The sequence below is a fragment of the Coleofasciculus chthonoplastes PCC 7420 genome (assembly GCF_000155555.1).
Lineage (GTDB): Bacteria > Cyanobacteriota > Cyanobacteriia > Cyanobacteriales > Coleofasciculaceae > Coleofasciculus > Coleofasciculus chthonoplastes_A.
The window spans coordinates 1-11,420 of the sequence record NZ_DS989888.1 but is presented as its reverse complement, the minus strand read 5'-3'; the positions used below and the strand labels follow the sequence as shown (position 1 = coordinate 11,420).

Genomic DNA, 11,420 nt, shown 5'->3' with positions numbered 1-11,420 from the left:
TACTACAGGGCGGCTAGAACTGAAAAAGTTCTGCACTCATTGCAATAAGCATACGGTGCATAAAGAAATTAAATAGCCATGTAACAATGGCAATGCATCCTAAACTGAAATTGATGACCACAAACCCCTAAGAACTGTCCATGACCTACTTTCGCAAACGTCTTTCTCCAATCAAGCCGGGAGAACCCATTGACTACAAGGATGTGGAATTACTCCGCAAATTCATTACCGAACGCGGTAAAATTCTGCCACGTCGGATTACAGGTCTAACGTCTCAACAACAACGGGCATTGACCCGCTCGATTAAACGCGCTCGCCTTTTAGCATTATTGCCTTTCGTCAACAAAGAGGGATGATGCAGCTCAACACAAGCTCAGGGTGAGGAGTGGTGAGATAATCGATATCTGACTAAACGGTGGTGTCAAATGATTGAATCCTTTGATACCCCGTCTAATGATTTTGGTATCATCCCATCACCCGTTAGACTAGATTTAGAGTGTGATAACTCTGGCGAGGAACACCACATCCAATTTGGATGCAATGCCACTTTATATGGGCATTACTGGCGATTTATCCCACGCTGAATACAAAGTTGCAGCGTGGGGAACCTATCGCCGGATTAGTGAAAAACTAAAGATAAACGACCGGGATTAGCAAAGCTGGTGGAAAAAGGAACACTTATCGAATTTCGTGTGCAAGGCGATCGTCATCTAGCGATTGTAGACCGTCCAGATGGCAAAACACGCTGGACGGTTATCGACGAACAGGGTCAATCTCACACGCTTCATCCCCGGCAAGTTACCTACGAAGTCCAGGATGGTAAATTTGACGTCTCAGAAATTCCCGACTTTCTCAGCCAAATCGAACCCTATCTCGATCCATCCAGCCTCGAAGTGGCATGGGAATTGCTGGTGGAAGAGGGAAAAGCGGTAACCTGTGCGGAAATGGCACAGCTTTTATTTTCTGACCAAAACCCATCCCTATGTTATGCGGCTCACTGCTTGCTATCAGACGACAAACTCTACTTTAAACAAAAAGCCGATAGCTATGAACCGCGTCCAGCTACGAAAGTGGCTGAAATTAAACATCAGCAACTAGCCGCAGAATCGAAGCAGCGAGAGCAAGAAGAATTTTTAACCCGCACTCAGCAGAAACTCAATGGCGAAGCGGTAGAGTGGCAAGAGAGCGATCGCACTCGCTTTGAACTCCTAGAACGGTTTGTCCTTTATCCGGAAAATACCTCTCGTGCAGCCCAAGATATACTAGCTACCCTGGATCGCCCGCAAACTCCCCAAGCAGCGTTCGATCTGTTAATAGACTTAGGCTTATGGACTCCTCACGAGAATCTGTTTTTGCGGCGCTCATCTTACCCTGTTCACTTTCGTCGTGAGGTGCTTGACTTGGTGCAACACTACCTGGATTCTCCACCTCCCGACCCTGATCAAGACCGCTTAGACTTAACTCATTTGAAGGTATACACCGTTGATGACGAGAGTACCTCAGAAATCGACGATGGGTTGAGTTTAGAACAACTCGATGATGGAAAAGAGCGTCTGTGGATTCATATTGCTGATCCAACCCGCTTAGTCAGACCCGACGATGAACTTGATCGGGAAGCCCGACGGCGCAGTACAACACTCTATTTGCCGACGGGGATGATTTCCATGTTTCCCGCTGAACTGGCAACGGGTCCGATGAGTTTGGTGGAGGGTCAAGTTTGCCCAACACTAAGTTTCGGGGTAATCCTCGATGAAGATGGCAGTGTTCAAGAGTACAAAATTCACCCTAGTCTGATTAAACCCACCTATCGCCTCACCTACGAAGATGTGGATGAAATGTTGGAACTGGGGGTGAAGGCAGAACCGGAAATAGCCGCGATCGCGAAATGGGCAAAGCGTCGTCAAGAATGGCGGTCAAGTCAGGGTGCGATTAGTATCCACATGCCAGAGGCGGTGATTAAAGTCCGGGATCAAGATGAGATCATTATTCAGGTTTTAGAGGATTCCCAAGCGCGGCTAATGGTCGCAGAAATGATGATTCTAGCTGGGGAAGTCGCTGGACGTTACGGTCAAAGCCATCAAATTCCCCTCCCTTTTCGCGGACAACCTCAGCCGGAACTGCCCTCTGATGAAGAACTGCTGGTATTGCCCCCAGGTCCAGTGCGCTTCTGTGCCATGCGGCGCTGTATGCCTCGCAGTGAAATGAGTATCACTCCCCTGCGTCATGCAGGTTTGGGTTTGGAAACTTATACCCAAGTCACTTCTCCTATCCGTCGTTATACAGATTTGCTGAATCATTTTCAGCTAAAAGCTCACTTGCGCGGTGATCCCTTACCTTTTTCAGCGGAATACCTGCAAGAAACCATGCAGGGCGTGACTACAGCCGCATCAGAAGCCGCAATGGTGGAACGCCAAACCAATCGCTATTGGGGATTGGAATATTTACGGCGTCACCCGGATCAAGTGTGGCAAGCGTTAATGCTGCGTTGGTTACGTGAACACGATAACTTGGGTTTGATTCTGTTGGAAGATTTAGGGTTAGAGTTAGTCATGCGGTTTAAGCGATCCGTTAGACTAGGCGATCGCTTAGATGTTCAGGTGACTCATGCCGATCCACGTCAAGATGTGATTCAGTTTCGAGAACTGATGGATCAGGCGGTTGAACCTGCTGCTACCTAGAAGTTAGGGAGTTATCAGTTATCAGTAGCAGCGGGAGATGAGGGAGATGGGAAAGTTTCGGTGAAATGTCTGTTGTAGGGGCGGGTTTTACCATTAACGGGAAGCTTTTTACCCAGATATCTTTAAACCCGCCCCTCTAGAGTGCAAGTCATCTTCAACCAAGGACAAATGACAAATGACAAATGACGAATGACAAATGACGACTGGCTAGAAATTGGTAGAATTGTAGCTCCTCAAGGATTAAAAGGAGAACTGCGCGTCTATCCCAATTCAGATTTTCCCGAACGCTTCGAGAAATCGGGACAACGTTGGTTAAAGCAATCCGTTGATAGCCAACCGCAACCTGTGGAATTATTAGGAGGGCGTTACGTTCCAGGTAAAGGAATCTATGTCGTGAAACTGGCTGGGGTAGAAAACCGGGAACAAGCCGAAGCCTTAAGGGATGCAACGCTATTGGTTCCAGAGAGCGATCGCCCGGAATTGGGGGAGAATGAATATCATGTCCTAGATGTGCTAGATTTAGAAGTTTTTAACCAGTTAACTGGGGAAGCTGTCGGTATCGTGGTAAATGTGATTCCGGCGGGAAATATGCTTTTAGAAGTTAAACTCCACCATCAACCTGAACCAACCCCAGCTAAACCGGAAGCGCCCCTCCCGAACAGAATTAGTAAGCAACGGAAAGCTAGGAAAAAACCATCCAAACCCGTAACGGTTTTGATTCCTTTTGTTGATGAAATTGTCCCAGTAGTAGACCTTGAAAATGGTCGGATTGAGATTACACCGCCTCAGGGTTTGCTATAGCTTAATTTAGGTAATTATAAGATTTTGTAAATTTGTCCCGGTGTTTTATGAAGCTTTGATAAAGTTTTACGAATACTCAACGCTTGTTTGCCCTTAACAGGTAAATCCCGATTTCTTTTGTAAATAAATATAACAATCTTTCGCATTTTGCATAAAATTGGTGGGTTGATCGAGAGTAATAAGTAGAACTGAATTTTGCAAGTTGATACCTTCAGGTACTTTCTGAGCCATATTTTTTCAGTTCCTTCATAACTATCAAGGTGTAATTTAACCATGATGACTGCTCACAAAATCCGTCAAACGCTTCTCACTCTAACCAGTTTTGCGACCTTAGGATTTGCCGTATCCCTACCCGCCCAAGCCATAGAATTTCGGTCGATTGATGGGTCAAACAACAACCTAGATAATCCCACCTGGGGTGAAGCCGAAATTGAACTAATTCGCCTCCTCGAACCCGATTACAGTGATGAGATTTCCGCGCCTGCGGGGATGAATCGCCCCAACCCTCGCGCTATTAGTAACGCGATCGCATCTCAATCCGAATCACTCCCCAATCCCTTCCACGCCAGCGATTGGCTATGGCAATGGGGACAATTCGTGGATCATGACATCGACTTGACTGATCCGCCTGAAGGTGCAGAACCTTTACCCATCATCGTTCCAGAGAATGATTTAACCTTTACCCCTGGCTCAGAGATTCCCTTTAACAGAAATGTCGCCGCACCAGGAACGGGTACAGATAGTAATAATCCCCGCCAACAGGTAAACGCGATTACAGCGTATATTGATGGGTCAAATGTCTATGGTTCTGATATAGAACGAGCGAATTTTTTACGCACAGGAGACAGCGGAAAACTCAAAACCAGTGCGGGTAATTTGTTAATATTCAATACTGCAAATCTGCCGAATGCCAATCCCTTTGGTGTTGATGCTGAAGATCTATTTATCGCCGGGGATGTGCGGTCAAATGAACAGATTGGCTTAACAGCCGTTCACACACTTTTTGTCCGGGAACACAATCGGTTAGCCGATGAAATTGCCGCTGATCCAACAACGTCTCAAAAAGCCGCTGATGCGGGACTTTCTGTAGATGACTATATCTATCAAACCACCCGCCGGATTGTCAGCGCCCAAATTCAGGCAATTACCTATAATGAGTTTCTGCCTTTACTCTTGGGTGAAGGAGCAATTGATCCCTATAGTGGCTACGATGAAACGGTAAACCCCAGTATCAGCAACGAATTTTCCACCGCCGCCTACCGAGTGGGTCACACGATGTTACCCTCAGAATTGCAACGGATCAACAATGATGGTACATCAGCGGGAAGTATTTCATTGAGAGATAGTTTTTTTAAACCTCAAGAAATTACCGATAACGGGATTGATTCCTTGCTGTTGGGATTAGCCTCTCAGAAAGCGCAAACCATCGATGCATTCATCGTCGATGATGTTCGCAATTTCCTCTTCCCGGCTGGGAACGGGGGACTGGATTTAGCCGCTGTAAATATTCAACGGGGACGCGATCACGGACTTCCCAGTTATAATGAAGCGCGTCAGGCGTTGGGGTTAGGCGGATACACGAGTTTCGATCAAATTACATCCGACGCCGAAATTGCCCAGCGCTTCCGAGATATTTACGGCACAACCGATGGTCAAGATAATATTGATTTAGTCGATTTGTGGATCGGGGGAATTGCTGAAGATGCCTATAACGGCGGAATGGTTGGCGAATTGTTCAATGTGATTATCTCCGATCAATTCCAGCGTTTACAGGATGGCGATCGCTTCTTTTATCTGGCTGATCAGGATCTCCTGAATTTAGTCCCGGATATTGGCGATACGAGGCTTTCGGATATTATTGTTCGCAATACGGATATTACGACAATTCAGGATAATGCCTTTATCGTCGCCAAAGATGTACCCGAACCTTCCGCACTATTCGGATTGTTTTTAATTGGGGTTTTTGGCGGAACGTTGGGACAATTACGTCAGCGCCAATCCACCAACAAAGGACATTCCCAATCAATATAGCGGTTCATCCTGTAGGGGCGCACAGACGTGCGCCCTGATCAAGGTATCGCATCAGACCAGAAATTGCTGTAACAGGCGTCAACTCAACCTACGACCTATCTATTCAGTAATCCGAATTATTTATTGCCAGTCAATTGTAGGGGCGGGTTTAGGGAATCAATTCTGCTATTCCCCAATCAATGAACAACAAAACCCGCCCGGGTCGCTTATGTTACAGTTTTTCAGTGCTGCTAATATCTTAAGATGAAAACATTAACCAATAAAACCTTTATTAAGCTGTCACGCATTTAAATTGGGAATGGGTAGCGAGCAAGATGCTCGCACTACTGTTCCCTGTCGGTTCTGGCGGTTCGGGAGCAAAAAAATAAGTGTCGGACTTAAGCACACAGGTCATTTAGGGTAGGGGCACGATAATATCGTGTCCCTACAGGTGGCTTGAAGAGTTTCCCAACACCTAACACCCGACACCCTACCCCCTATTTACTTTTTAGCTATCTTACCCGCCCCTTGAGCTTATCGAGTCTATCATTGGCATCTTTTGACAGCTTGAGACAATAGCCAGTCGATGCTAGACCCCCAGTCGCGGTGATGGTTCCCTCATTCGCTTTGCCCAGAAGGACAAGACCAACTCCTGCAAAACTGATTAGAATGCAAGTTGTAGTTGTCATAAGAGCCAGGTTAAAACTCTGACGGGCTTGGCGTAATCGTTCTTGGGCAATAATCAGTTCGATGGTGGAGTCAGAGTTAGGGGTTAGGTTGTCATTCATCGGTTTCGTTGTGCCTAAACTTCATAGTTCTAATATGGCTCTAAATCCCTGAAACCCAGACTACACAATGATTTAATTGCCAATCACTTGTGATTTCTCTATGATTGTCCTATGCCCTAGTTGTGATGGAGTAAGCGATCGCTTCTTGAGTTTCCCCAGATTATGACGGATAATAGCCGCTCCAAAAAGAGGAAGATAACTATTCGCGCATCTCCACAAGGGGTAGAGAAGGCAGAGAAAGCTTTGATCCGTCTAGGCTTTGAGACAAAAACAAATTTTGCTAAATCTCGGCTTTTATCACGAAGTACAGTTACAAAATTTTTTAATTTTCAACCTATTCAGGTTGATACCTTTAAGAAAATATGTGATGAATTGGAATTGAATTGGCGAGAAACGGCGGAGATTTCCGGAGATGAAACGCCTGTTCGTCTAGAGAAGTCTGATTGCAGTCGTTCGGAGTCGAATGAGGGGAGTGAGGGGGATGAATCGATGCAAATGCTTAGGCGTCAAGTAACCGTTCTAGACAAAGACAGTCAAGAAACTAAGGTAGTTATTACCTTAGAAGGGGATATAAATTCAGCCCCTAATCTTAAACTTCTAGAATCAGCTCTCAAAACCTATTCGGGACATACTATTAAAATACTTGACATTCAAGCAGGCAGTATCAAATTAATCGTCGAGGGTTCTCAAGAGGATATCGAAAAACTTTTGTCAAATTTTCAATCAGGAGAAATCAAGGAATTAAATGGTTTTCCGGTTGAGGATATTCAGGTTTTGAGTGAAAGCTCAGAGGATGAAGAAAACGATAAGTGGCGTTTAGTAGAAGATATTGTCAGGCAAGAGGTTAAGAATCGAAAACTGAGTGATGCTGACTTAAGCGATGCCGACCTGAGTGGTGCCAATCTGGGTGGAGCCGACCTGAGTGATGCCAACCTGAGCGATGCCGACCTGAGTGGTGCTGACCTGAGTGGTGCTGACCTGATTTTTGCCAACCTGAGTGGTGCTGACCTGATTCGTGCCAACCTGATTCGTGCCAACCTGAGTGGTGCTGACCTGATTTCTGCCAACCTGAGTGGTGCTGACCTGATTTCTGCCAACCTGAGTGGTGCTGACCTGAGCGGTGCTGACCTGAGAGATGCCAACCTAAGTAGTGCCGATCTGATTTTAGCCAACCTGAGCGATGCCAACCTAAGTAGTGCTGACCTGAGCGGTGCCGATCTGATTTTAGCCAACCTGAGCGATGCCAACCTAAGTAGTGCCAACTGGAGTGGTGCCAACCTGATTTCTGCCGACCTGAGTGATGCTGACCTGAGAGAAGCTAACCTGAGTGGTGCTGACCTGAGAGAAGCTAACCTGAGTGGTGCTGACCTGAGAGAAGCTAACCTGAGTGGTGCTGACCTGAGAGAAGCTAACCTGAGTGGTGCCAACGTGAAGCAGGCTAAGTTTGGAAAAAACTCAGGGCTTACTGAAGAAATGAAACTTGACTTGGAACGACGCGGAGCTATCTTTGAGGACTCTCCAGGCGATCGCTCTAGGGTTTTGAGCCTTCGCTGACTTAAGAGTTTTTCAGTAACTTTAGCATTTTGAATTAATGACATTAACCCATAAAACCTTTATTATTACCGGAGCCTCGGCTGGAATTGGACAAGCATTAGCGATTAAACTCGCCAAACAAGGAAGCAATGTAGTCCTAGCCGCACGAAATCAGGCGGCGCTGATGAAAACGGCTGATGATTGCTTAAAAGCTGGGGGTCAAGCGATCGCGGTTCCGACGGATGTCACAAACCCAGAAGCCTGTCAAAACCTGATCGAACAGGCGGTGAGTCGAGAGGCGTGCGATACGTTCTCAACGAACAGGCTCCGCCAACGCGGGATTGGTGAATAATGCGGGAATCTCCATGTATGCACCGGACACAGCTAAAATTGTGGGATAAATTTGGTTCGTAGTAGGGGCTTTAGCCCTCTCCAGCTAAGCGTTATAGCACTAAAGTGCTTACTACAAGCCCCTCCCTCAGCTTCTCCTCAGTAATTACCTTCTCTGGCGCGATTTCGTTGCGCTCGACAATCCCGATCAATATTATCAACCTCTTCTTGCGCTTTACACTGTTCGTAGACAATTTGACCCGTCGAATAATTGGGAAGTTGTTTCCGTTTTTCTAATGCTTTTTCAAAGTAGTCTAGAGCAGCTTCCGGTTGATCTTGATGCACTAATATTTGGGCTTTCAGGTATAAGACTTCGGGATTATCCGGCGTCATTGCCAAAGCGCGTTCGACATAATCCATCGCCTGATTATATTTTTTCAAATCTCGGTAGGCTACAGCTATCCCCCGATACGCCAGATACTTGGGATAACCATGAGTTTCTAACTTGTTAATGGCATCAGCCGGGTCAGCAAAGGGAACATTAACGGCTAACATCAAATCCATGTGACCCGTGAGTAAGTTTAACTCTGGATCAGTGCCATCAATATCTTTGGCGGCGTCTATATATTGAAAGACTTTCTGTAGTTTACTCAGCGCTCTAACCGGACCTTCTTTCTCAAAGTTATAGGTTCCTTCTAAAAAGTGACCAACAGCCGTGTACAGATTACCGCGTAGTGGATCAGACGTGATCAGTTGTTCAGCCGTGGTTCGAGTTTTTGTGGCGTAAGTATTCAGGGCTTCTAACTCTCGCTCAGTGTAGGCGATCGCAGCTAGCATGGCATAGATTAACGGATCAGTTCCTTCACTGGCTTCAGCTTGCTGGAGGTAGTCCTTGGCGGTTTTATAATCTCCTTGTTTAAAAATCGATTCAAATGCGGCTTCTGTCTTATCGCCAATATTGCGGGGATTACTGGGACGAAAGGGATCACCCGCTAAACTGGGAGTCACCCAAAAACTGACAACCATAATCGCTGCACCAGCTAAGGCGTTTACAGTTCGTCGGGGGGTTGGCAACCAATGATTCATCGTCTTAACTACAACTAATGTCTGTTAACGTTCGACGTTGGCGGGAATTGGAGGTTCCGTCCGCAATTCTGGGACAATCGATGCCACAATGAAGAAGATCCGAACATCTTCTGGCTCAACAGATTTGGATGCTTTATCTCAAAAATATAACCTATCACCCCCCCGCTACCCACACCGCTATCTTAAAAGGTTTGACTCTAACCCTAGCACCGCAACAACTCGGACTGATCATCGGTCGCAGTGGATCGGGTAAAACGACCTTATTGGAGATTCTGGCAGGTTTAGCCCAAGCCACATCGGGTGATATATTCTGGGGTGAACAAGGATTAACTCCTGATCACTTACAACAACTCGCCGGATTGGTGTTTCAGTTTCCCGAACGGCATTTTTGTGGGAGTACGGTACTAGAGGAATTGCGGATGGGACACCCAGAACTGGGTGCAGAACGGGTTCAGGAAGCCTTAACTGAAGTGGGATTGGGTGATATTTCGCTATATACCTCTCCTCATGCGCTCAGTGGCGGTCAACAAAGGCGTTTAGCCTTAGCGGTGCAGTTGATTCGTCAACCAACGGTATTGATGTTAGATGAACCCACGGCGGGACTGGATTGGTCAATGCGCCGCCAGTTAGCGAATTTGCTCTTAAAACTCAAGTCCCATTGGACATTACTGGTGGTGACTCATGATGCAGGGGAGTTGTTGCAAATTGCTGACTCCTGTTGGACAATCCAACAGGGTGAACTGAACGCGGTTGACCCGGCGAGTCTGGGACAAAAGGCGGCGGTTACGAGTCATTAGAGAAGCAATAGGCAATAGGCAATAGGCAATAGGCAATAGGGAACAGGGAACAGGGAATAGAAAACAGTCGGATGAACGATCAACAATTGCTTCCGGAAATGGTTGAGGTTTGGCAAGAAACCTTAAATTGGCAACCTACCGAGAGTCAACACCAGCAGTTTCAGCGTCTGTATGCTGGAATTTTGGCAGGGAATCGCCAGTTGAATTTAACCCGCATCACCCAACCGGATGAGTTTTGGGAGAAGCATTTATGGGATTCACTGCGAGGTGTGGCTTCGCTGTTGTCAGGGGAGGAGAAACCGCTCAATATTATTGATATTGGTACGGGTGCAGGATTTCCCGGATTGCCTGTGGCGATCGCGCTTCCCTCAAGTTCGGTAACATTACTCGATTCGACGCGCAAGAAAATTACCTTTCTCGATTCCCTGATTCCCCAGTTAGCTATCCCTAATGCTACAACTGTACTGGGTCGGGCGGAAAAAGTTGGACAACAGCGTCAGCATCACCAACGGTATGACATCGCCCTGGTTCGGGCTGTGGGTTCGGCATCGGCTTGTGCGGACTATGCGTTACCCTTCGTGAAGTCAGGGGGTTTAGGGATTTTATATCGAGGACATTGGAGTGAAGATCAAACCGATGAGTTGAAGGGGAAGGTTGAATCATTAGGGGGCGCGATCGCATCGGTTGAATCCTTTACCACACCCATATCCCATAGCATCCGCCACTGTTTGTACTTACGAGTTCCAATACGGCTCGGATAACTCCTCAAGTCCTCATTTAATTTCTTCTCTCCCAGCTTCACCGCATTGACAAAGCGGCTAAAATCATTCACATCTGGTAAAAGACCCCAAACTTTCTGATATACTAGCTTGCCTGCGGCAACTCGTGTTAGGTTAACAATAGTGTAAATATTCTGTAATAATTAGAGTTACGAGCCAAAGCATTAGCTTCAAACCTGATATGACGACCCGGAGTTCACAAAGGGGTCGTAGCTAAACCGTGTAAATGGTCAAAAGAGTTTGATTTTACTACATCAGTCTGTGCTGTTGAGGTTGGTCAGGATCAGTGGAAAATTATCTGGACGTAGAAATCGTTCAATCCTTTCCTCTATCCTGTTTCAATCCAATTGCTGGTGTATGCTCATGGATTTAAATTTCAATCACATCTGGAGGTATCCTTCATGTCCGTTCGTCTTTACGTTGGCAACCTGCCAAAAGAACCCGTTGATCGCGATGAACTGCAAGCCATTTTTGCCGAAGCTAGTCCATCGGTTTCCACCAAAGTGATTAAAGATCGCAAAACGGGGAAATGTCGCGGATTTGGTTTTGTCACCGTTCCCAATGATGAGTTGGCTGAGCAAATTATTGAGAAATTCAACGGTCATGTCTTTAAAGACA

General features: G+C 46.4%; 13 protein-coding genes. 11 read left to right on the top strand and 2 right to left on the bottom strand.

The window, feature by feature from the left end:
* From rpmG to MC7420_RS34495, 6 genes are all read left to right on the top strand, one after another.
* A partial coding sequence (gene rpmG, locus MC7420_RS37645; RefSeq protein ID WP_071777293.1) for a 50S ribosomal protein L33 occupies positions 1–76 on the top strand: 76 nt, incomplete at its 5' end.
* A 64-nt stretch (positions 77–140) separates the two neighbouring features.
* On the top strand, positions 141–356 hold the full coding sequence (gene rpsR / locus MC7420_RS34510; RefSeq protein WP_006106620.1) for a 30S ribosomal protein S18: 216 nt from the start codon (positions 141–143) through the stop codon (positions 354–356).
* Positions 357–498: 142 nt separating this feature from the next.
* The gene (locus MC7420_RS41020) at positions 499–654 is read left to right on the top strand and encodes a hypothetical protein (RefSeq protein ID WP_157453454.1); all 156 of its coding nucleotides are present in this window, start codon (positions 499–501) and stop codon (positions 652–654) included.
* Between the two features lie 8 nt (positions 655–662).
* Complete coding sequence (locus tag MC7420_RS34505; RefSeq protein ID WP_006106623.1) at positions 663–2,678, top strand: ribonuclease catalytic domain-containing protein; 2,016 nt, start codon at positions 663–665, stop codon at positions 2,676–2,678.
* A 189-nt stretch (positions 2,679–2,867) separates the two neighbouring features.
* On the top strand, positions 2,868–3,479 hold the full coding sequence (rimM, locus tag MC7420_RS34500; protein ID WP_006106617.1) for a ribosome maturation factor RimM: 612 nt from the start codon (positions 2,868–2,870) through the stop codon (positions 3,477–3,479).
* A gap of 273 nt (positions 3,480–3,752) precedes the next feature.
* A complete protein-coding gene (locus MC7420_RS34495; RefSeq protein WP_198016634.1) occupies positions 3,753–5,510 on the top strand; it encodes a peroxidase family protein in 1,758 nt (585 codons plus the stop codon).
* Positions 5,511–6,001: 491 nt separating this feature from the next.
* On the opposite strand, the gene MC7420_RS34490 is transcribed toward MC7420_RS34495, so the two are convergent.
* Entirely contained in the window at positions 6,002–6,277 is a 276-nt protein-coding gene (locus MC7420_RS34490) for a TRADD-N-associated membrane domain-containing protein (RefSeq protein ID WP_006106618.1), read from the bottom strand.
* 162 nt (positions 6,278–6,439) lie between these two features.
* On the opposite strand from MC7420_RS34490, the gene MC7420_RS34485 reads away from it, so the two are divergent.
* Both MC7420_RS34485 and MC7420_RS34480 read left to right on the top strand, forming a co-directional pair.
* On the top strand, positions 6,440–7,831 hold the full coding sequence (locus tag MC7420_RS34485; RefSeq protein WP_063712050.1) for a pentapeptide repeat-containing protein: 1,392 nt from the start codon (positions 6,440–6,442) through the stop codon (positions 7,829–7,831).
* A gap of 37 nt (positions 7,832–7,868) precedes the next feature.
* A complete protein-coding gene (locus MC7420_RS34480; RefSeq protein WP_006106627.1) occupies positions 7,869–8,162 on the top strand; it encodes an SDR family NAD(P)-dependent oxidoreductase in 294 nt (97 codons plus the stop codon).
* 137 nt (positions 8,163–8,299) lie between these two features.
* Here the strand turns inward: MC7420_RS34480 and MC7420_RS34475 are convergent, their stop codons facing one another.
* Positions 8,300–9,226 carry a Sll0314/Alr1548 family TPR repeat-containing protein gene (locus MC7420_RS34475; protein ID WP_006106625.1) on the bottom strand — a complete coding sequence of 309 codons (927 nt, stop codon included), beginning with the start codon at positions 9,224–9,226 and terminating at the stop codon, positions 8,300–8,302.
* 128 nt (positions 9,227–9,354) lie between these two features.
* Here MC7420_RS34475 and MC7420_RS34470 point away from each other — a divergent pair, with 128 nt between their 5' ends.
* From MC7420_RS34470 to MC7420_RS34460, 3 genes are all read left to right on the top strand, one after another.
* Positions 9,355–10,023, top strand: a complete 669-nt coding sequence (locus MC7420_RS34470; RefSeq protein WP_006106621.1) for an ABC transporter ATP-binding protein — start codon at positions 9,355–9,357, stop codon at positions 10,021–10,023.
* A gap of 71 nt (positions 10,024–10,094) precedes the next feature.
* Positions 10,095–10,784 (top strand): 16S rRNA (guanine(527)-N(7))-methyltransferase RsmG, encoded by a 690-nt coding sequence (gene rsmG, locus MC7420_RS34465; RefSeq protein ID WP_044211388.1) that lies wholly within the window; start codon positions 10,095–10,097, stop codon positions 10,782–10,784.
* Positions 10,785–11,203: 419 nt separating this feature from the next.
* The coding region (locus tag MC7420_RS34460) for an RNA recognition motif domain-containing protein (RefSeq protein WP_006106624.1) at positions 11,204–11,420 on the top strand (217 nt) is incomplete at its 3' end.

Excerpts from the sequence above, each read along its gene's own strand:
- rpsR (WP_006106620.1), top strand. The coding sequence starts at position 141 with ATGACCTACTTTCGCAAACGTCTTTCTCCAATCAAGCCGGGAGAACCC.
- rimM (WP_006106617.1), top strand. The coding sequence starts at position 2,868 with ATGACAAATGACGACTGGCTAGAAATTGGTAGAATTGTAGCTCCTCAA.
- MC7420_RS34495 (WP_198016634.1), top strand. The coding sequence starts at position 3,753 with ATGATGACTGCTCACAAAATCCGTCAAACGCTTCTCACTCTAACCAGT.
- MC7420_RS34490 (WP_006106618.1), bottom strand. The coding sequence starts at position 6,277 with ATGAATGACAACCTAACCCCTAACTCTGACTCCACCATCGAACTGATT.
- MC7420_RS34485 (WP_063712050.1), top strand. The coding sequence starts at position 6,440 with ATGACGGATAATAGCCGCTCCAAAAAGAGGAAGATAACTATTCGCGCA.
- MC7420_RS34480 (WP_006106627.1), top strand. The coding sequence starts at position 7,869 with ATGACATTAACCCATAAAACCTTTATTATTACCGGAGCCTCGGCTGGA.
- MC7420_RS34475 (WP_006106625.1), bottom strand. The coding sequence starts at position 9,226 with ATGAATCATTGGTTGCCAACCCCCCGACGAACTGTAAACGCCTTAGCT.
- MC7420_RS34470 (WP_006106621.1), top strand. The coding sequence starts at position 9,355 with ATGCTTTATCTCAAAAATATAACCTATCACCCCCCCGCTACCCACACC.
- rsmG (WP_044211388.1), top strand. The coding sequence starts at position 10,095 with ATGAACGATCAACAATTGCTTCCGGAAATGGTTGAGGTTTGGCAAGAA.